General features: G+C 54.2%; 19 protein-coding genes. 9 read left to right on the top strand and 10 right to left on the bottom strand.

The window, feature by feature from the left end; translation table 11 throughout:
* Positions 1 to 79: 79 nt before the first annotated feature.
* Positions 80 to 421 carry an antibiotic biosynthesis monooxygenase family protein gene (locus tag MKX70_RS16110; RefSeq protein WP_340784251.1) on the bottom strand — a complete coding sequence of 114 codons (342 nt, stop codon included), beginning with the start codon at positions 419 to 421 and terminating at the stop codon, positions 80 to 82.
* Between the two features lie 302 nt (positions 422 to 723).
* Between MKX70_RS16110 and MKX70_RS16115 the strand changes: the two genes are divergently transcribed.
* A complete protein-coding gene (locus MKX70_RS16115; RefSeq protein WP_340784253.1) occupies positions 724 to 1,575 on the top strand; it encodes an MBL fold metallo-hydrolase in 852 nt (283 codons plus the stop codon).
* A gap of 166 nt (positions 1,576 to 1,741) precedes the next feature.
* On the opposite strand, the gene MKX70_RS16120 is transcribed toward MKX70_RS16115, so the two are convergent.
* Positions 1,742 to 2,512, bottom strand: a complete 771-nt coding sequence (locus MKX70_RS16120; RefSeq protein WP_042238027.1) for a DeoR/GlpR family DNA-binding transcription regulator — start codon at positions 2,510 to 2,512, stop codon at positions 1,742 to 1,744.
* A gap of 333 nt (positions 2,513 to 2,845) precedes the next feature.
* Between MKX70_RS16120 and MKX70_RS16125 the strand changes: the two genes are divergently transcribed.
* Genes MKX70_RS16125 through fucU form a run of 4 tightly spaced genes read left to right on the top strand, consistent with a single transcriptional unit; the run spans position 2,846 to position 7,253 of the window.
* Positions 2,846 to 4,612 (top strand): L-fucose isomerase, encoded by a 1,767-nt coding sequence (locus MKX70_RS16125; protein WP_340840340.1) that lies wholly within the window; start codon positions 2,846 to 2,848, stop codon positions 4,610 to 4,612.
* A gap of 29 nt (positions 4,613 to 4,641) precedes the next feature.
* A complete protein-coding gene (locus MKX70_RS16130; RefSeq protein ID WP_340840341.1) occupies positions 4,642 to 6,129 on the top strand; it encodes a rhamnulokinase in 1,488 nt (495 codons plus the stop codon).
* Positions 6,126 to 6,779, top strand: a complete 654-nt coding sequence (locus MKX70_RS16135; RefSeq protein WP_339841432.1) for a class II aldolase/adducin family protein — start codon at positions 6,126 to 6,128, stop codon at positions 6,777 to 6,779. Before MKX70_RS16130 ends, MKX70_RS16135 begins: the two co-directional genes overlap by 4 nt.
* A 33-nt stretch (positions 6,780 to 6,812) precedes the next feature.
* Positions 6,813 to 7,253 carry an L-fucose mutarotase gene (gene fucU / locus MKX70_RS16140; protein ID WP_042238018.1) on the top strand — a complete coding sequence of 147 codons (441 nt, stop codon included), beginning with the start codon at positions 6,813 to 6,815 and terminating at the stop codon, positions 7,251 to 7,253.
* A gap of 160 nt (positions 7,254 to 7,413) precedes the next feature.
* On the opposite strand, the gene MKX70_RS16145 is transcribed toward fucU, so the two are convergent.
* The 6 genes from MKX70_RS16145 to MKX70_RS16170 all read right to left on the bottom strand — a co-directional run bounded on the left by MKX70_RS16145 (position 7,414) and on the right by MKX70_RS16170 (position 14,638).
* Positions 7,414 to 8,256 carry a sugar phosphate isomerase/epimerase family protein gene (locus tag MKX70_RS16145; protein ID WP_340840342.1) on the bottom strand — a complete coding sequence of 281 codons (843 nt, stop codon included), beginning with the start codon at positions 8,254 to 8,256 and terminating at the stop codon, positions 7,414 to 7,416.
* Positions 8,257 to 8,362: 106 nt separating this feature from the next.
* On the bottom strand, positions 8,363 to 9,049 hold the full coding sequence (locus tag MKX70_RS16150; RefSeq protein WP_042238015.1) for a rhamnogalacturonan acetylesterase: 687 nt from the start codon (positions 9,047 to 9,049) through the stop codon (positions 8,363 to 8,365).
* Between the two features lie 13 nt (positions 9,050 to 9,062).
* On the bottom strand, positions 9,063 to 10,487 hold the full coding sequence (uxaC, locus tag MKX70_RS16155; RefSeq protein WP_340840343.1) for a glucuronate isomerase: 1,425 nt from the start codon (positions 10,485 to 10,487) through the stop codon (positions 9,063 to 9,065).
* A 35-nt stretch (positions 10,488 to 10,522) separates the two neighbouring features.
* Positions 10,523 to 12,010: a UxaA family hydrolase gene (locus MKX70_RS16160; RefSeq protein WP_042238011.1), complete on the bottom strand. Its 1,488-nt coding sequence runs from the start codon at positions 12,008 to 12,010 to the stop codon at positions 10,523 to 10,525.
* Positions 12,011 to 12,039: 29 nt separating this feature from the next.
* Positions 12,040 to 13,461, bottom strand: coding sequence for a tagaturonate reductase (locus MKX70_RS16165; RefSeq protein ID WP_340784272.1), 1,422 nt, complete (start codon positions 13,459 to 13,461; stop codon positions 12,040 to 12,042).
* A gap of 181 nt (positions 13,462 to 13,642) precedes the next feature.
* On the bottom strand, positions 13,643 to 14,638 hold the full coding sequence (locus MKX70_RS16170) for a LacI family DNA-binding transcriptional regulator (protein WP_081956602.1): 996 nt from the start codon (positions 14,636 to 14,638) through the stop codon (positions 13,643 to 13,645).
* Positions 14,639 to 14,825: 187 nt separating this feature from the next.
* Between MKX70_RS16170 and MKX70_RS16175 the strand changes: the two genes are divergently transcribed.
* Positions 14,826 to 15,074 carry a hypothetical protein gene (locus tag MKX70_RS16175; RefSeq protein WP_042238005.1) on the top strand — a complete coding sequence of 83 codons (249 nt, stop codon included), beginning with the start codon at positions 14,826 to 14,828 and terminating at the stop codon, positions 15,072 to 15,074.
* Positions 15,075 to 15,222: 148 nt separating this feature from the next.
* Here MKX70_RS16175 and MKX70_RS16180 read toward each other — a convergent pair whose 3' ends face one another.
* A complete protein-coding gene (locus tag MKX70_RS16180; RefSeq protein WP_052416612.1) occupies positions 15,223 to 15,450 on the bottom strand; it encodes a hypothetical protein in 228 nt (75 codons plus the stop codon).
* A gap of 258 nt (positions 15,451 to 15,708) precedes the next feature.
* On the opposite strand from MKX70_RS16180, the gene MKX70_RS16185 reads away from it, so the two are divergent.
* From MKX70_RS16185 to MKX70_RS16195, 3 genes are all read left to right on the top strand, one after another.
* Complete coding sequence (locus tag MKX70_RS16185; RefSeq protein WP_340784276.1) at positions 15,709 to 16,239, top strand: hypothetical protein; 531 nt, start codon at positions 15,709 to 15,711, stop codon at positions 16,237 to 16,239.
* Positions 16,240 to 16,575: 336 nt separating this feature from the next.
* On the top strand, positions 16,576 to 17,700 hold the full coding sequence (locus tag MKX70_RS16190; RefSeq protein ID WP_340784279.1) for a hypothetical protein: 1,125 nt from the start codon (positions 16,576 to 16,578) through the stop codon (positions 17,698 to 17,700).
* Positions 17,700 to 17,981 carry a Dabb family protein gene (locus MKX70_RS16195; protein ID WP_340840344.1) on the top strand — a complete coding sequence of 94 codons (282 nt, stop codon included), beginning with the start codon at positions 17,700 to 17,702 and terminating at the stop codon, positions 17,979 to 17,981. The genes MKX70_RS16190 and MKX70_RS16195 overlap by 1 nt, the downstream gene beginning before the upstream one ends.
* A gap of 186 nt (positions 17,982 to 18,167) precedes the next feature.
* Here MKX70_RS16195 and MKX70_RS16200 read toward each other — a convergent pair whose 3' ends face one another.
* On the bottom strand, positions 18,168 to 19,070 hold the full coding sequence (locus MKX70_RS16200) for a manganese catalase family protein (protein ID WP_039295366.1): 903 nt from the start codon (positions 19,068 to 19,070) through the stop codon (positions 18,168 to 18,170).
* Between the last annotated feature and the right edge of the window lie 16 nt (positions 19,071 to 19,086).

Genomic DNA, 19,086 nt, shown 5'->3' on the forward strand with positions numbered 1-19,086 from the left:
ACGGAGGCGCATTTGCCGGGCAGCTGCTAATTTCAATGCGGGATTCAGCCGGTACCTAACCATTAATTTTTGGGGTGGACTAACGGACCGGGGGGCTCCCCTTCTCAAATCCATAATCTCTTTCCACCTTGCAGATTCTTGTTTTATAGGTCAGATACCAATCCTCAATCCCTTTGCTCTGGGCGACCAGATGCCGTTCGTTGTGCTTCCATTGCTGGATAGCTTCGAGCGAATCCCAATAAGAGACGGTGATTCCTAGACCTTCTCTGGCACTTTCTGCTCCGAGATATCCAGGCTGGGCGGCTGCGAGTTTATCCATTTCCTCGGCCATCTCCGCATATTGGTTATCCCCGTCTGTCCGTTCAGATGTGAAAATCACGGCATAATAAGGGGGCTCTGGTGTGTTGGCAATTTCACTCATGACTTTCCCTCCATTTGATTGGAATGTTGCTATTTCATTTATCTATTTTATTATCTAATTCTTTATCTATAGTAGTGCATCTATGATCCGGATGTATAGCCTGGCGGACGAACCGGCCTGTCAGAGCTTCATGAAGCAAGCGCCGGTCCACAGAAGCGGGATGTCAGGGAAGGGATTATGCAGCGGTAAGACAACGGGCGGAGGAGCAAAATCCGCGATTGAAGCCACGGGCCTGCTCGCTGCGTTTGCGTGCACGCTGGTTTTGGGGTAGAATTTTGCCGAGAAGAAGGGAGGGCATGTACATGCCGTTAACAGGAAAAGAATTGATCGAGGAAGTCTGGGCGACCGAGGTGCCCTATGGCTGTCTGGCCGTCTGGTTTCTGGGACAAGCCAGTGTGATTATCAAAGGGGCAGAGGTGACCGTTTATATTGATCCTTATGTCTCTCCTGACCCGGACCGGACGTTCCCGCCGCCGATTCCGCCTGCGGAGATTACCAATATGGACGTATGTCTGATCACCCATGACCACTCGGATCATCTGGATGAGCGGGCATTGCCGATGCTTGCAGAGCACAATCCCGCAGCCCGGTTCATGGCTCCGGCGGTCTGCCTGGAACGATTGCAGGGACTAGGAATACAGAAGGAGCGCCTAACCGCAGCATTGCCTGCTCACGCAGCAGAGCCTGCACCCGGCCTGCAGGTGTTCCCTGTTGCCGCAGCGCATGAACAGCTGGAGCGCGATGAACAGGGAAACCCCAAGTATGTCGGCTACATCCTGCAGCTGAATGGGGTCATGGTGTATCATGCCGGAGATACGGTTCTGTTCCCTGAGCTGATTGAGGAAGTCGGCAGCCGGAAGATTGATCTGGCGCTGCTGCCGATTAACGGCCGTGACTACTACCGGGGAAGCCGCAATATTGTCGGCAATATGAACTACCGGGAAGCGGCGGAGTTTGCGGCGACCAGCGGGTTTGAGACGGTCATTCCACTCCATTATGACCTGTTCGCCGGAAACGCTGAGAATCCGGGATATTTCGTCGATCACCTGTACCGCCACTTCCCGGAGCAGAAATTCCATATGATGGCCAGAGCCGAACGGTTTGTCTATGTATCGGCGCAGGCTTTTAAGAACAGCACTCCAGACTTCAAGTGAGCGCATTCATAAAATCAGCCCGATTTCTTGAATACCATCCACAAAAGCGAAATCAGACACACACCGACGGCGGCGAGAACCAGCGGAAACCACAGTGGAGCGGAGGTTGCAGCAATCTGGATCATCCCCATTCTGTGGTTCACCTCCTTCCGGTGCAGAGTGTGCACTACTGCAGCGCAGGATAGAGCAAAGACACCTGATATTTGCTTAAGAATTCAATCCATTCTTCGGACGGCCGCTGATCGGTGACGATATAATCGACCTTGTCGAAGCTGAACAGCCGGATGAAGGCGATCCGGTCGAACTTGGAATGGTCGGCCAGGAGCACAACTTTGTTCGCCTGCTGCTGCATCAGCACCTTGAGTTCGGTCTCCGCTTCGTTCGAATCACTGAGTCCGCCGGTCATGGAGAGCGCCTTGCAGCTGAAGATGGCCACATCCACATTATATTTCAGGATCGTCTGCGACGCCGTCGGCCCTACAAAAGAGCTGGTCTCCGGCCCCAGGATGCCTCCCGTAGAAATGAGCTTCTGTCCGGAATGCTGGAACTCTGACAATACCGCCAGGGAATTGGTGATGATTGTCAGATTTTTTTTGTCCTCCACGATTCTCCGCAAGCCTTCAAAAGCTGTTGTGCTGGTATCAGTCATCACACTGTCCCCGTCACTAATCAGCTCCAGCAGACATGCGGCAATCATCCGCTTCGCTTCAATGTTGACCTGATGCCTATGGGAGTAGGAGGGGTCCTCGTTGGTATGGGCGTTCAGAATCGCCCCGCCGTAATTCTTCTTGGCAATACCCTCTTTATCCAACCGGTCGAGATCACGCCGGATGGTCTCCTCCGATACACCAAATTTCTGCGCCAGGTCCGCTACGTGAACCTTCTTATGCCTGTATAGCTCGTTGATTACCAGATCCCGCCGTTCAAAAGCCTTCATCCCGTTGCCCACCCTTGATTAAATAGTTCTAGCCATAGTATATCAACTAGTTTACTACATATTTCTGCAAAACTTAAATAATTAAAACGGGTATAATCCCACACTGTATTTGAATTATATCACACAATACCACATAAATATCAAATAAAAAGTGTGGAATATTGTTGACTTTATGGGTTTAGAAATCTATGATGGAGAAGAAAATGATTAGTCGGCGGAGGATGCCCATAGTTTGCAGACATTTGCGGGCTGTATTTGATAGCGCTTACTAATCGGAGTATGCAGCTCCTATGTAATTATTTAATCCATTATTCATTCCGGGGAGGAACAGCAGTGACAGCAAATTATCCGAAGATTGGCATCCGGCCTACGATTGACGGCAGAAGACGCGGGGTGCGTGAATCGCTTGAGGCCCAGACGATGGGCATGGCGGAGCGTGTGGCAGCATTTCTACAGAAGAATTTATTTTATCCGGACGGTTCGCATGTGGAATGTATTATTGCAGATTCTACGATCGGCGGTGTGAAGGAAGCTGCTGCGGCGGCGCAGAAGTTCGCGGGTGCAGGTGTAGGCGTATCGATTACGGTGACACCGTGCTGGTGTTACGGATCGGAAACGATGGATATGGATGCCTCCATTCCGCATGCGGTCTGGGGATTCAACGGAACGGAACGCCCGGGGGCGGTATATCTGGCAGCAGTGCTGTCTGCTTATGCGCAAAAGGGTATTCCGGCCTTCGGCATCTACGGCGAGGATGTTCAGGAATCCAGCAGCGAAGAGATCCCGGCGGATGTGCAGGCCAAGCTGCTCCAGTTCGCGAAGTCGGCACTTGCAGCTGCATTGATGAAAGGGAAGTCTTATCTGTCGATGGGCTCCGTATCTATGGGGATCGCCGGTTCCATCGTCAACGAGCAGTTCTTCCAGGAGTACCTCGGCATGCGCAATGAGTATATCGATATGTCTGAATATGTCCGGAGATTCGAGGAAGGGATCTATGATCCTGAGGAATTGGGGCGGGCGCTGGCCTGGGTGAAGGACAACTGCCGGGTGGGCGCGGACAATAACCCGCAGCATCTGCAGCTCAGCGAAGAAGTGAAGGAAGAGCAATGGGAGACCTGTGTCAAAATGGCGCTGATTGCCCGCGATCTGATGATCGGCAATCCGGAGCTTGCGAAGCTTGGCTTCGAGGAAGAAGCAAACGGTCACAACGCTCTGCTGGGCGGCTTCCAGGGCCAGCGTCAATGGACGGACCATTTCCCGAACGGTGATTTCATGGAGACGATTCTTAACTCCTCGTTCGACTGGAACGGCAGACGGGCGCCTTATATTGTCGCGACCGAGAATGACAGCCTGAACGGGATCACGATGCTGTTCAATTATCTGCTGACGAATACGGCGCAGATTTTTGCCGATGTCCGTACCTTCTGGAGTCCGGCTGCAGTGAAGCGTGTGACCGGATACGAGCTGGAGGGGGCAGCGGCAGGCGGTCTGCTGCATTTGATTAACTCCGGTTCAGCGGCACTGGACGGAACCGGTGAGCAGAGCATTGACGGCAAGCCGGCGATCAAGCCATTCTGGGACATCACGGATGAGGAAGCGGCTGCCTGTCTCGCACAGACCCAGTTCCGCCCGGCCTCGCAGGAATATTTCCGCGGGGGCGGCTTCTCGACAGACTACCTGACCAAGGGCGGAATGCCGGTCACCATGGCCAGGCTGAATCTGGTTAAGGGCCTCGGGCCTGTGCTCCAGCTGGTGGAAGGCTTCACGGTGGAGCTGCCAGGAGAAGTGCATGATACGCTGGATCAGAGAACGGACCCTACCTGGCCGACAACCTGGTTCGCACCTAAGCTGACAGGCAAGGGCTCGTTCCAGTCTGTATATGATGTGATGAACAATTGGGGCGCCAATCACGGAGCGATCAGCTACGGGCATATTGGAGCCGATCTGATTACACTGGCCTCGATCCTGCGGATTCCGGTCAGTATGCATAACGTGGAGGAATCGCGTATTTTCCGGCCGCGTGTCTGGTCGCTATTCGGCACAGAGGATCTGGAAAGTGCTGACTACAGAGCCTGCCGTAACTTTGGGCCGCTCTACTAAATCTTCAAAATGAAGCGGGTGCGGAGAACATGGGCGAAGAGATAATCAAGCTGCTGGCCATCGATCTGGGTGCCAGCTCCGGCAGGGCCATGCTGGGAACGTATGCTGGAGGGAAGGTGGAGGTGGAAGAGATCCGCCGCTTCCCTAACGGGCCCGTAGAGGCTGACGGGCAGTTGTACTGGGATGTCCAGCAGCTGTTTCATGAGATGAAGCAGGGGATTCTGGAGGCCGTGAAGTCCCGCGGCCCATTGCAGTCTATAAGTGTCGACACCTGGGGAGTCGACTATGGCTTCCTGGATGCAGAGGGAGAACTGCTGTACTCCCCGCATCATTACCGGGATCAGCGGATGGAGGGGATTGCTTTGGCGTTGGAGACTGCCCTGCCCCCTGAGGAGCAGTTCAGGCTGACGGGCAACCAGTCCAGTCCGATTAATACGGTGTATCAATTATTTGCCGATCTTCAGGCTAATCCGGAGCTCCGGGGGAAGGCGAGTCAGCTGCTGATGATGCCTGACCTGTTCAATTATATGTTCAGCGGCACAGCTGTGGCGGAGCAGACCATCTGGAGCACCAGCGGCCTGCTGAATCCGGATTCGTCTGCTCCGGCAAGCGAAGTGCTGCGCAGGCTGGAGCTCCCGGTGGAGCTGGTTCCCCGGCTGGTGCCGGCAGGCACTGTAATTGGCGAACTTCGGCCAGGCTTGCAGGAAGAGCTTGGTTCCGGCCCGCTCAAGGTCATTGCCGGGGCTTCGCACGACACAGCTTCCGCTGTGGCTTCCATCCCTTACGGACTTGGAGGCTTCTCCAGTCCGGCAGGTTCCGCCGCCTTCATCAGCTGCGGAACCTGGTCGCTGGCCGGGCTGGAGACTGCGGAGCCCGTACTTAGCGCCGAGGCCGCCGCCTACGGCTTCACCAATGAGAGCTGCTTCGGCGGCACGAACCGCCTGCTGAAGAATATCACCGGCCTGTGGCTGCTGCAGGAGACCCAGCGCGGCTGGGCAGAAGCGGGAGAACCGCTCAGCCATCAGGAGGCGGCAGAGCTTGCTGAGGGGCTGGACCGGTCGACAGCGCGCATAGCCGTTCTGGACCCGAACGATCCCCTCTTCAGCACCCCGGGGGATATGCCGCTGCGGATTGAATCGTATTGTATCCGCACAGGCCAGCCTGTACCGCAGAGCCGGGCTGAGATCATCCGCACCATTCTGGAGAGTCTGGCCCAGTCTTACGCCAGCACGATCCGTGAACTGGAGACACTTACAGGCAGCCCGGTCAGCTGCATTCATATGGTCGGCGGAGGCATCCAGAACAAGCTGCTGTGCCAGCTTACAGCGGATGCCACAGGCAAAGAAATCATTGCCGGACCGGTAGAGGCAAGTGCAATCGGCAACGTATTGGTGCAATTGACGGCACTGGGAGCGATTGAAGCATCCGAAGCCAGAACAATTGTAGCCCGTTCCAGTGCCCCTGTCCGGTATCAGCCGGCTTTATCAATTATCCATAGCGATCAAGGAGGACAATGATGAATACGAAGGAAGAGGAATTGCGCCGGCTTATCTGTGATATCGGCCGCAATCTGTTTAATAAGGACTTTATTGCCGCCAATGACGGCAACATCTCGGCACGGCTGTCGGCTACAGAGGTAATCACCTCACCAACAGGAGTCAGCAAAGGCTATCTGCAGCCGCATATGCTGGTCAAAGTGAATCTGCAGGGAGATATCCTTGAAGCTGCGGAAGGCTACCGGCCATCCACAGAAGTGAAGATGCATCTGAAGATTTACAATGAGCTGCCGCAGATGGGCGGTGTAGTTCATGCACATCCGCCATATGCGACCGCTTTTGCCATCAAGGGTGAAGCGCTCGACAAGATGATGATGCCTGAGTCTGTGATTGCCATGGGGGACATTCCACTGGCGGTATACGGGACGCCTTCAACTGAAGAGATTCCGGATTCGCTAATCCCCTTCCTTGGCAAGAAAACCGCTGTACTGCTGGAAAGTCATGGTGCCCTGACCTGGGGCAAGGACGTAATGAGCGCATACATGAATATGGAGCGGCTTGAGTATACAGCGAAGCTGACCTTCCTGACCCGGATGATTGGCGGGGAACGTGAGCTGCCACAGCACCGGATCGAGGAACTGGTAGCTTTGAGATCATTCTACGGCATGTAAGCTGCTTCGACTCAGAAATGAAGGAGGATGCTTATGCTCAAAAAAATACCCAAGCTGCTCTCCCCCGAACTGGTCCGTACCCTGATGGAAATGGGCCATGGGGATGAGCTGGTTCTCGCAGATGCTAATTACCCGGGCCATGGGCTTCATTCAAGAGTGCTAAGAGCAGACGGAATCGGTATTCCCCGGCTGCTGGATGCCATCCTGGAGCTGCTCCCGCTGGATCATTATGCCCCGGCCCAGGCCGCATTCATGGCTGTAGTGGAGGGAGACCCCACGGTTCCGGTGATATGGGAGACGTATAAGGAGATCCTGGCCAAACATGACGCTGCGGCTCAGGTAGAGTTTGAAGAGCGTTTTAAGTTCTATGACCGCTCGAAGCGGAGTTATGCCATCTTAGTTACTGGAGAAGAGGCGCTGTACGGGAATATTATTCTCAAAAAAGGCGTAATTCCGCCTGATGCCGGGGTATAAAGGTTCAAGTCTGCTTAATGTCGCAGGATAAAGGATACACACTTAGGACCGGAGCGAACGACCGATTACTGTTAATTGCTCATTTCTAGTATTGAACCAGCCCCTAAACCGGATTCAATATAAACAAGTGCCCCGTACGCTATATGGCCGGGGCACTTGTTCATATTTCGTTATACATCCTCCGCAGCAGCTCTGCACTGCCGCACATATGCTCTTCGGGGGTGCTCTCCAGCAGGCCCTGAATATGGGGACGCTTATATTTCATGTAATGGAGCAGCGGAGCGAAGTTCAGTTGTCCCTCTCCTGCTGGGACGATCTCAATCCTGCCGTCCCTGAGCGTGAAATCCTTCAGATGCAGAACGGCAATCCGGTCACCCAGCAGCTCAAGAGCCTCTGCAACAATACTCTCCTGCTGTAAATAGTTATCCGGCGTTATCAAATTAGCGGCATCGAATATAACCTGCAGATTATTGGAGGCCACTTCGTCCAACAGCCGTCTGGTCAGCTGAGCCGTATGAAGCGGGTGGTTAATCCCTGCCTCGATGCCGACCGTTATCCCGAAACGCTCTGCTTCCGCAACCATTGCTTTAACAGAAGCCACAACTTGTTCAAAAGCTTCCTCCGTGAAATTATCCGGCGTATATCCATTTCCAACACTGCCTGTCTCGGTACCTACCAGACTCGCCCCGAAATCACGGGCCAGCCGCAGATGGGCATGAAAATCGTTCAATGCCTGTGCGCGCCGTTCGGGATCAGGATCGATGATGTTTACATAGCAGCCGAGCACGGCAATCCTGATGCCGGCCTGCCTGAAGGCTTCGCCATAATAGGCAGCCGTTCCGGGACTGAGTGCGCTGAGTCTGGGCGCACTCTCCGGAAAGGACTTATGCAGCGCGAACTGAACAGAGGAGAAGCTGTACTCTTCCAGCTTCTGAATCAGCTGCGGCAAAGGACACGGGTTGAAATCATGGGCGCGGACGCCGAGGTGAAACGGAACGGTCATATGGTTTACTCCTTTGTTCTGCAATTTTCCCGCAAATAAGGCCGCCTGTGTCCGCAAGGGCACATGGCGGCCAATTTGAGTCATCAAGTGAAGCGGCTTACTTGCGCTATACCCGCAAGTAAGGCTGCAGTGCTGAGAGTCCCGCAGTCTGTTCCATTGCTTCCGCAACCAGCGAGGCGATCCGCTGTGCGCCAGCCTGCGAGAAATGAGTGTCATCCGCGATCCCGTCCGGGTAGTTGGGATGACTGCCCGGCGGCAGATGCATGAACAGCTGTATCGAAGCGTGTACTCCCATTGAGCGATAGAGCTGCTGGGAGGAGGCGAAGATATCGAGCAGCGGTGTACCGGTCTCTGCTGCAACTTCGCGCATGGCCTGCGGATAAGGTCCAACAGCCTCAGGATCAGGGTCACCCTCCGCTGTGAAGCGGCGGCGGCTCACAGAGGTTAACAGCAGCGGGAACCCGCCGCGGCTGCGGGCGGAATCGATGAACACCTTGAGATTCTGGCGGTATTCGGTATCCGGATCCGTATAACGCGCCGGATCTTCGATCTTCTGGTCATTATGCCCGAACTGGATCAGCAGGAAGTCTCCAGCCTGGAAGTCCTGCTCGATCTTTGCAAGCCTGCCTTCAGCCAGGAAGGAGCGTGTGCTCCGTCCGTTCACTGCCCGGTTTTCAATCCGCATCTCCTGTCCTACATGCCTGTGCAGAAATTCTCCCCATCCGGTCATCGGCGATTCGGAGGCCGCCTTCCGGGCTGCGGTAGAATCGCCGGCAATATAAATAGTTGGCATCTTCAGCACTCCTTCACCGGGTGGTAACCTCCACAGAGCTGCCGGAGGTCTGGAAGCCGAAATAGCCTGCTGCATTATTGTAGGAGATATCCTCTACCATAGCGCCCAGTAAGTCTATGTCATCCGGTGCCTCGCCGCGTTCCACCAGTTCCCCGAGCAGCTCACAGAGCACCCGGCGGAAATATTCGTGCCGGGTATAAGAGAGGAAGCTGCGTGAATCGGTCAGCATGCCGACGAAGTTCCCCAGCAGGCTGCCCTCAGCCAGCAGGGTCAACTGCTGGCGCATACCGCTGCGCGTATCGTTGTACCACCAGCCGGAGCCGAGCTGGAGCTTGCCGGCGGTATCCTTCTGGTAACAGCCCAGCAGGGCCAGCAGGGCTGGGTAGTCGCCGGGATTCAGCGAGTACAGAATCGTCTTCGGCAGTCCGCTGCCGCTCTCAGCACGGTCAAGCAGCTTCGACAGCGGTGTGGTGAGCGGCAGATCATTAATGCCGTCGTATCCGGTATCCGGCCCGAGCTTCCGGAACATCGGCGTGTTGTTGTTGCGGTATGCATGCAAATGAAGCTGCATGGTCCAGCCTTTGGCCTGGTAGAAGCCGATCAGTGCAGTCAGCAGCTCTGTACGGTAGAGGGTAATTTCCTGCGGTGACAGGGAAGCGCCCTGAAGTCTTTTGGCGAAGACCGCCTGGGCAGCTTCCGGTTCACCAGCCTCGTAACGCAGCACATCGAGGGCATGGTCCGACAAGCGGCAGCCATTCTCATGGAAGAAGTCCACACGGTTACTCAGTGCCTCAAGCAGTGCCTGATAGGTCTTGACCTGCTGGCCTGCAGCTTCCTCCAGCTTGCCGATCCAGGCGCTGAAGCCCTCGGCATCGATGTTCAGTGCCTTGTCGGGACGGAAGGTCGGGAACACCTGGAACGCAGTCTCAGAGTCTCTGAGCAGCTTGTGGTATTCCAGCGAGTCTGCCGGATCATCCGTAGTACAGATTACCTTGACGTTCGAACTGCGGATCAGACCACGCCGGGTGAATGACGGTTCGGCCAGCTTGCGGTTCACCTTCTCCCAGATTGCCGGGGCTGAAGCTTCGTTCAGGAGATCATTCACTCCGAAGAAGCGGCGGAGCTCCAGATGGGTCCAGCTGTACAGCGGGTTGCCGATGGCTTTCGGGAGTGTACGGGCCCAGGCCAGAAATTTATCATAATCGGAGGCGTCCCCGGTAATATGCGATTCCGGCACACCGTTCGCGCGCATCAGCCGCCATTTGTAATGATCTCCATAGAGCCAGGCTGCGGTGAGGTTCTCGAACGGTTGATCTTCATAGATTTCGCGCGGGTCCAGATGGCAATGGTAATCGACAATCGGCATTGCTTTGGCATGCTGATGAAAGAGCTGGCGTGCGGTATCGCCGCATAACATGAAATCTTCATTAAGAAACATGGATAAGATCTCCCTTACATGAATTTGGACAGGGTTTATAGCGTAACGCCGGTTTTGAAAATAGCCAGCTCACGCACTTCGTTCTGCTCGTTCCGTGTTTTCTGGCCGCTGGCGACATCAATGATATAAGTGATGAATTCCTCCAGTACATCGGCCATCGGTGTTTCCAGCAGAGGACCGGCGTTGAAGTCCATCCAGTGGCCTTTTTTGGCAAAAAGATCGTTGTTGGTGGCCACCTTCACCGTAGGCACGAAGCTGCCGAACGGCGTTCCGCGTCCGGTAGTGAACAGCACCAGCTGGCAATCCGAAGCAGCGAGAGCGGAGGCGGCTACCAGATCGTTGCCGGGAGCCTGCAGGAGGCTCAGCCCTTTTTTGCGCAGCTTCACGCCGTATTGCAGCACATCCACCACCGGCGAGGTTCCAGCCTTCTGGGTGCAGCCCAGCGACTTGTCCTCCAGAGTGCTGATGCCGCCGGCTTTGTTGCCGGGGGAAGGATTCTCGTATACAGGTTCGCCGTAGGAGAGGAAATACTGTTTGAAGTTATTGATCAGCGAGACGATCTCTTCATAGACCTCATGGCTTTCTGCACGCGCCATCAGCATTTTCTCTGCACCGAACATTTCCGGCACTTCCGTCAGTACCGAGGTTCCGCCCTGGGAGATGATGAAGTCGGAGAACGCCCCCAGCAGCGGATTAGCTGTGATCCCGGAGAACCCGTCAGAGCCGCCGCATTTCAGGCCGATGTTCAGCTCACTAAGCGGAACAGGCTCACGTACATCGTTCTTCGCAGCTTCATACAGCTGCTCCAGCAGCTCAAGACCGGCTTCTACCTCATTGCCCACCTCCTGGGCAACCAGGAATTTCACCCGCGACTCGTCATAATCGCCCAGCATGCTGCGGAATTCGGAGACGATGTTGTTCTCGCAGCCGAGTCCGAACACGAGCACCCCTCCGGCATTCGGATGGTTGACCGCGTCGAGCAGAATACTGCGGGTCATGCGGTGATCATCGCCGAGCTGCGAGCAGCCGTAAGGATGCTTCAGTACCGTGAAGTTATCGAAGCCGCCGAGATCGGGATGCTCAGCCTTGAACTCCTGCAGCATTTGCTCGGCAATCCCGTTCACACAGCCGACGGTCGGGATAATGAACAGGTCATTACGGATGCCGACTTTGCCATTGCTCCGGCGATAGCCCTGGAAGGTCAGATCACGGCGGGGATACGTAACCTGATGAACATCCGGCACATACTCATATTCCTCTTCGCCGGACAGATTGGTCTTGATATTATGCGTATGAATCCAGTCCCCTGCGGCAATTGGAGCGATGGCATGGCCGATAGGATAACCGTATTTGGTGATAACCTCATCAGTCTGGAAACCGGTCAGGGCAATCTTGTGGCCCTGCGGAATATCCTGGGCTGCCTGAAGCGTCAAGCCGTCTATGGTAAGCTGCTCCCCGGCCGATATCGGCCGCAGGGCTACAGCTACTGTATCTCTTGGATTCATTTTCATTAAGTGCTTCATGTTGACCCTCCTAAGTTTGATAGTTATTCCTAGCCGACAAGCTGCTGCAGAGCGGCGCGGGAATCGTGCTGCTCCAGCTGCTGAAGATGGGCGTTAATCTCAGCTGTGAGTCCGGACAGCAAGGACAAATCCTGTCCCCACAGGCTGGTGTTGCTGAGAATGGTGCCTGCGAAGCTTGCCGGATCACTCCATGCCTGTGTGAAAATCTCCAGGATTTCCTGACTGTCCTGCAGCGGCACTCGGTCACCGCGGTAGCTGAGCAGGAGGGCGGCGAAGGCGAGCGTAATCCGCTCCGGAAGCTTGCCGCGTTCCTGCTGGTAGCGGAGCAGCACTGGAAGTAGCCGGGTTTTGAATTTGGAGATGCTGTTCAGCGAGATGGAAGTCAGCTCATGGCGGATGAACGGATTTCTGAACCGTTCCTGCACGGCATCCGCATAGGATAGCAGCTCTTCAGCAGGCAGATCCAGCATAGGAATCAGTTCGTCTTCGATCAGCTGCTTCACGAAGCGGGAGAATGTTTCGTCATTCATAACATCCTCAACGGTTTCCAGACCCGTCAGTAACCCCAGTGGAACCATTGCCGTATGCGGCCCGTTCAGCAGATGAACCTTGCGTTCGCGGTAAGGCGTCATATCAGGAGTGACTATAACGTTCAGTCCGGCCTTGGCCAGCGGCAGGCGCTCAACCAGTGATTCCGGCCCTTCAATGACCCAGAACAGGAAAGGCTCGGCAGTAACCATCACATGGTCCAGATATCCCAGTTCAGCTTCCAGCTCAGCGGCCTTATCGCGCGGATAACCCGGAACGATCCGGTCAACCAGACTGCAGCAGAAGGTATTCTCCTCCTTCAGCCATTGCAGGAATTCCCCGCCCAGATTCCAGTCAGCGGCGTATTGCTGTACAATTTCCTGCAATTTCTCACCGTTGCGGTCGATCAGCTCGCAGGGGATGATGACGAAGCCTTTTTTGCCTAGCTCGAAACGGCGGTGGAGCAGCGCAGTCAGCTTGCCAGGGAAGCTCTTCGGCGGCGTGCCGTCTGCACGGTCGCCCGGAAGATAGGCAATACCGGCTTCCGTAGTGTTAGAGGTGATGAATTCCAGCTCATCATTCTCTGCAAGCGCAAGATAACTCCCGTAATCGCTATAAGGGTTAATAACGCGGCTGACCGAAGAGATGATTTCCCGCGTGTTGACCGTCTGGTTATCCATAATGCCGTTCAGCAGCACGGTGTAGAGATTGTCCTGGGCGGCCATGAATCCGCCGACTCCCCCGGGTCCTTGTTCAATCGGCTGAATCAGTACGGCGCTTCCGTTAAACAGGCCAAGATTGTTCATTTGCTGCAGCTGCCAGTCAACAAAGGCGCGCATAAAGTTGCCTTCGCCGAATTGGATCATCCGTTCAGGATGCAGGGTTAACCCCGGGTGGGTACTTCTGGATAAACGGTTTGTCATAATGGTCATGATCTCCTTTTAAAGTATAATATCATAAATGCACACGTTAACATTTTATTTAGAGCAAACCCTGAAATGCGTCATTGTAAGACGTTATTCGTGTCTGCTGAAAATACAAAGCGGGGCAAGCCGGGGAGCCCGGCACGTGCGGGTAATTCACTGCGCAGAACCAGCACTCAACTCAGATCTTGGCGACAGTATCGCGTACCATGAGGCCGGTCTTGACGAATAGCTGCTGCGGCTCTGTTTCGGGCTGCTGCAACAGCTGAATCAGCATTTTCATACCGAGCTCACTGATCTCCGCAATGGGCTTGCGGACGGTGGTCAGGGCAGGATTCGTATAACGGGCGAACATAATATCGTCGAATCCAATCAGGGATATCTGTCCCGGCACATCTACCTTATGGGCATAACAGGCGTTCATCGCGCCAATGGCCATATCATCGTTGGAGCAGAATACAGCCGTAGGCTGATCCTCAAGGCTGAGCAGCGCGGTCATTGCCGCATAGCCGCTCTCGATGCTGTAATCTCCTGAAGCGAAATAATCGGGATTAAGCGCCAGACGGCCTGCAATCAGGCTGTCCATGAACCCTTGCTTGCGTTCGCTTGACGATTTGAAGCCGGGCTTCCCTTCAATAATGGCCAGCTTCCGGTGCCCTTGAAGCACAGCGTAATCAATCGCTTCCTTTACGCCTTCGCGGTCATTGGCTACAACATTCATAATGCCCGGGTCCTCCAGATGGCGGTTCAGCACCACAAGCGGTATGCCCATCTTCTTCACATGATAGATGAAGGCATTATCCTCATCACTCTGGCTCATGACCAGAATGCCGTCGAAACGCTGGGGCTGAATATTGCTGAAATTATGGACACCGTCTATTCCGTTAACGGTCAGATTGTAGTTCTCATCCAGGATATGCGTAATGCCTTTGACCGCATCAACCAGGAAGCTTGCTGAAGTACCCTGCTCAATGCTTGAGAAGAACAGCCCGATGGTGAATGATCTCTTCGTAACCAGACTCTTGGCGCTGTAATTCGGTACATAATTCATTTCCGCGGCGATTCGCTCAATCTTATCCCGGGTGACTTTCTTGATCAGCGGGCTGCCGTTCAGCGCTCTGGATACAGTCGTGTGGGAGACGCCGGCGACGCGTGCAATATCTTTGATAGTAATCATAATATCTCTCCGGGAAAATAGAATTGTTAACGATTTCAGTTTAGTGCTACAACCGCATCAAGTCAAGACATTATTGAAATGCACACGTTAAAATTTATCTGGAATATTACTGTGAAGTGGCGGTATAATTTACGTGACAAAGAATGCCGGTTTGAACAGGACCTGTTTCTTCAGGGGGGACGAAGCAATGCTGGTGGGCAAGCGGGACTTTTGCGATTACCAGAGTATCAAGGGAGCGGTGGATGAACTTGAACGGGATCCGCTGGAGAAGCCGGTGACCCTGTATATTATATCAGGTGTGTATGAAGAGGCGGTAAGAATATACCGGTCCAATCTTAATAGTGGGCATCGGGTAAGTGGTAATGACCATGAACAGACAAGCCAAGGCGCTGCTACACCCTACACTGTTCCTCGGCGGCCGGAAGCTGATGCTTGAGAACCTGATTATAGCGAACAGAGCAGGGCAAGGAAATGACATCGGGCAGGCTGTAGCGGTATCGGCCCATTGTGGGGAAACCAATTGGAATTCACTTCCCCCAAGCAGGAGAACTCCGGCCCAAAGGGGAAAGTACATCATAGACCTGTTAGCGGCGTGGGGCTTGATTGTGCTGGAATTTGGTAATATCGCGGGCATAATGCGAGACAGTGCCGTCGAATCTTTTGAGCCGCACATATTCCTCGGAGAACTTCTCTACAATTCCGACTCCAACCTGGGAGTACATTCCATCGGGGTCAAGCTGCAAGGCGGACACGAAGGTCTGCGATAAAGCGGCAACCCAGAAATCAGCATTTTGGACCAGTGTCTGCGGCATAATCCCAGCCCCTTCCATTTGTAATATGAATATAACGTTGAAGAATCTTAAGCACTATTCTACGACACACAGCGGGTTTTGAAAATAGGATTTCTTTTCTGAAATAGTTGAAAATTTTCCCGGAATTGTGCTTGAAGGCCGGACGAAGGATGAAGGTGGCTGTTCCCTCGTGAGTGTTGGGAGAAAGACGGTTTATACTACCCTGGCGTTAATGGTTATGGTGAACAAAAAAATATAGCAAATAAGGTGGAGGGCAGTATGGAAGCAGAAACGCGGCAAGCACGGGAGATATTCATCCGGTATCTGGGCAGCCCGGCCCAAATGCACCGTGAAGGTGCCCTTAAGCAGTACAAACAATATGGCATTGTCCGGGAAATGGAGCTTCAATGGTTTCAGGAGATGATCGCGGAAGGGTGCGGGCGTCTGTCGATCAGGGACTGGGAGGCTGTTGCCGGGCTTGAAGCCTTGTCCAAGAACTATCAGGACCCGGTCATTGTGGACAAGACAGCTTCTTTCGCCTCCCGCAACCTGATGAGCGCAGACAGTATAGTCAGACTGATGTATGCAGAAGCTCTGGTAGACATCATCCGCGCCCATAAAATAGTAATTACCCGCGAACTGCTTTTCAGCGCCTGCCGGATCGCCGTGCAACTGCTAGAAAGTGTGGTAACACAGCCGCTGGTGACAGACCCCGGCCATGAGCTGCAGCAGCTCGGACTCAAGGACAAGCGGGCGCTGAACAGCCGGGCGAAGAAAAGCATTGAAGAAGTGGAGCGCCTGATTAACTGACCGGCATAACCGTTATTATGGAAGGGGAAACTCAGATGCAGATAAGAACCGAGACAGCGGCGCAGGATTATAGTCAAGTATTTGAACTGAATGTCAAGGCATTCGGAACCGGGAGGATGAATCCAGGCTGATTGAGCGGATCAGAGCTTCGGAGGAGTTCGTGCCGGAGCTGTCCATTGTTGCCGAGCAGGATGGCGCTGTCGTTGGGCATATTTTATTAAGCCGTGCCAAGGTATTGGACGGGAATCATTTTAACGTGACATAAGGCTGTCCAGTTTGTTATGTTACGCTGTTCTGACAAGTGATCTGAACACAATCAGCAGGAGGAATCATAGGATGGCGGAACCATTAAAAGCAATGTACAACAAGGAATTCCTGCGCAGCCTCGGCACTAAGATCCATGCCGTATACGGTTCATTTGATGCGGAGGACTTCACCGCTGCGGCAATGAAAGAGCCTTGGGAGGAACTGGAGCTTAAGGCGCGGATGCGGCGGATCACAGAGACTCTGGGGGCATTCCTGCCATCGCGTTATGAAGAAGCATTAGATATTTTGTACGCCATCGATAAAGACTGTGTCGGGTTTCCGTATCTGATCTTCCCTGATTTCATCGAGGTGTTCGGCGGCAGGGAGGAGCACTGGGAGTTGTCCATGGCGGCGCTGGAACGGTTCACGCCGAAATCCTCGGCAGAGTTCGCCGTCAGGCCGTTCATGCTGCGGGACCCGGAGCGGATGATGATTCAGATGCTGGCCTGGGCAGAGCATCCGGATGAGCATGTGCGGCGTCTGGCCAGCGAAGGCAGCCGGCCCCGTCTCCCATGGGGCCAGGCGCTGCCGATGTTCAAGCGCGATCCGTCCCCGGTGCTGCCGCTGCTGGAGAAGCTGAAGGCGGACCCGTCGCTCTATGTACGCAAGAGTGTGGCCAACAATCTGAACGATATCGCGAAGGATCATCCGGCTGTCGTCATTGAGACAGCCCGCCGCTGGAAAGGCAACAATGTGAATACGGACTGGATTGTGCGGCATGGCTGCCGGTCGCTGATCCGTAAGGCGGCCCCGGAGATTATGGAGCTGTTCGGTTATGCTCCTGAAGAGAGCGGTGCGCCGCTGGTCACCGCTGCTGTCCTCGCGGCAGAACCGGCTGAGCTGCGGATCGGTGACCACTGCGAACTGCAGTATGCCCTCACCATCCGGGAAGGTGAACCGGTGCGTATCCGCATCGAATACGGGATAGACTTCGTGAAGGCAGGAGGAAAGACCTCCCGCAAGCTCTTTCTGTTGTCAGACAAAACAGTCCCCGGGGGTTCCAGACTGGCTGGTGTACGGACGCACCGCTGGGCCGACCTGACCACCCGCCGGCATTATCCCGGACAACATACCGTGACGCTGCTGGTAAATGGCCGCGAAGCGGCAAGCACATCACTGCTTCTCGAACCTCAGAATGAAAGGGGAACGGTTTAATGATTACGAACAATCTGTTAATCAAGCTGAAGGACAACAGCCCGGAGCGCATTGCTGAAACCCGTGAAGTGCTGCTGGGCATGCGTGGTCAAATCGGCCAAATCCATGAATTGAAGGTGGAGGTGGATGTCCGCAGCGGCTCTTACGATCTGATGCTGATTGTGCAATATGAGAGCATGGCGGATCTGGAAGCCTATCTGGTTCATCCGGTGCATGTCAGGGTTTCGGAGTACATTACTGGTGTTCTGCAGTCGGCAGCTTCCTTCTGTTATGAATCCTGATTCGGTAAAAGTCAGGGATTCAGCGAATCTTGAGGGATATGCGGATAATCCGCAACCTCCTCCTGCACCAACCTGCACAACAAAGCGGATGTCCATGCAGCCCTCTCAGGGCTTCCGGAACATCCGCTTCTTTATTTCAGCCAGCCTGTGTTCACCGCATAAAATATACGCCAACACCAGCCCTGTCTAATCTTTGATATTGCCTGCCATCTTAAGCCGTTTGGCAATCTCCTTGAATTCCTCGGCCGAGATTCCCGGTGCGAATTCCTCCTTGGACTCGGGAGCCTCGGGGATCGGTACACCTTCAGGCACGCCTTGAATAACCTCAAGCGGAAGCCCGTCCTCTGGATGGGTGCCCTTCCAGATCTGGTCAATGGAGCTGAAATCCTTATCACTCCAGGTGTACAGCTTCGTATGCACGCCTTTTTCTTCATACTTTCTAGCTTCATTGAACGATTTGTTGTCAAGGGAAGGGATCGGCACAAGCTTGGTTACATTGACGCCTGTGGCAATCTCTAGTGCCTTGGCATAAGCGACCACATGAACGCCTCCACGGACAAGGAGGAAGCCGACAACAGCACGTGCAGCCGGATGGTCGGTCATTTCGTAGACCTTCATTTTATGTGTTCTGGCCCCGCATTCCAGGAAGAAGTTATGCAGCAGATCTTCCACGAGGTTGCCGCTGTTGAACACATTGGCCCCGGTCCAGGGGTTACCCATGGAATCGAACGGCATGGCACCCTGGGCTCCGGCCAGGAAGTGATAGGACAGCCGGGCATCTTTTACAGCATCCAATGGAGTAGAGTCCGGCTTCTTATAATCCGTGGAACCTCTAAGACATTTGTTAACCGCGTGGGAGACGAGTTCGACATGGCCTAACTCCTCTGCGGTAATGCTCATTACCAGATCGTAGAAGGGCTTCAGCTTCTCCTTGGAACGGAAGTTAAAGGACTGATACAGATAGTTGTTGAGTGTTGACATCTCACCAAATTTACCGCCAAGCAGTTCCTGTACAGCCGCAGCAGCATTCGGATCTGGTTTCTCGACGTCCGGAATCTCAATCATAATCTCATCCATGCGTTTGAACATTGGCTTGTCATCCTCC

Source organism: Paenibacillus sp. FSL R7-0312 (assembly GCF_038004445.1).
Taxonomy (GTDB): domain Bacteria; phylum Bacillota; class Bacilli; order Paenibacillales; family Paenibacillaceae; genus Paenibacillus_AQ.

Bases quoted from the DNA above. Each gene is read 5' to 3' on its own strand.
- MKX70_RS16110 (WP_340784251.1), bottom strand. From the start codon at position 421: ATGAGTGAAATTGCCAACACACCAGAGCCCCCTTATTATGCCGTGATT.
- MKX70_RS16190 (WP_340784279.1), top strand. From the start codon at position 16,576: ATGGCGGAACCATTAAAAGCAATGTACAACAAGGAATTCCTGCGCAGC.
- MKX70_RS16120 (WP_042238027.1), bottom strand. From the start codon at position 2,512: ATGAAGGCTTTTGAACGGCGGGATCTGGTAATCAACGAGCTATACAGG.
- MKX70_RS16175 (WP_042238005.1), top strand. From the start codon at position 14,826: ATGCTGGTGGGCAAGCGGGACTTTTGCGATTACCAGAGTATCAAGGGA.
- MKX70_RS16130 (WP_340840341.1), top strand. From the start codon at position 4,642: ATGGGCGAAGAGATAATCAAGCTGCTGGCCATCGATCTGGGTGCCAGC.
- MKX70_RS16115 (WP_340784253.1), top strand. From the start codon at position 724: ATGCCGTTAACAGGAAAAGAATTGATCGAGGAAGTCTGGGCGACCGAG.
- MKX70_RS16165 (WP_340784272.1), bottom strand. From the start codon at position 13,461: ATGACAAACCGTTTATCCAGAAGTACCCACCCGGGGTTAACCCTGCAT.
- MKX70_RS16145 (WP_340840342.1), bottom strand. From the start codon at position 8,256: ATGACCGTTCCGTTTCACCTCGGCGTCCGCGCCCATGATTTCAACCCG.
- MKX70_RS16195 (WP_340840344.1), top strand. From the start codon at position 17,700: ATGATTACGAACAATCTGTTAATCAAGCTGAAGGACAACAGCCCGGAG.
- MKX70_RS16185 (WP_340784276.1), top strand. From the start codon at position 15,709: ATGGAAGCAGAAACGCGGCAAGCACGGGAGATATTCATCCGGTATCTG.
- MKX70_RS16160 (WP_042238011.1), bottom strand. From the start codon at position 12,010: ATGAAGCACTTAATGAAAATGAATCCAAGAGATACAGTAGCTGTAGCC.
- MKX70_RS16135 (WP_339841432.1), top strand. From the start codon at position 6,126: ATGATGAATACGAAGGAAGAGGAATTGCGCCGGCTTATCTGTGATATC.
- uxaC (WP_340840343.1), bottom strand. From the start codon at position 10,487: ATGTTTCTTAATGAAGATTTCATGTTATGCGGCGATACCGCACGCCAG.
- MKX70_RS16170 (WP_081956602.1), bottom strand. From the start codon at position 14,638: ATGATTACTATCAAAGATATTGCACGCGTCGCCGGCGTCTCCCACACG.
- MKX70_RS16200 (WP_039295366.1), bottom strand. From the start codon at position 19,070: ATGTTCAAACGCATGGATGAGATTATGATTGAGATTCCGGACGTCGAG.
- fucU (WP_042238018.1), top strand. From the start codon at position 6,813: ATGCTCAAAAAAATACCCAAGCTGCTCTCCCCCGAACTGGTCCGTACC.
- MKX70_RS16150 (WP_042238015.1), bottom strand. From the start codon at position 9,049: ATGCCAACTATTTATATTGCCGGCGATTCTACCGCAGCCCGGAAGGCG.
- MKX70_RS16180 (WP_052416612.1), bottom strand. From the start codon at position 15,450: ATGCCGCAGACACTGGTCCAAAATGCTGATTTCTGGGTTGCCGCTTTA.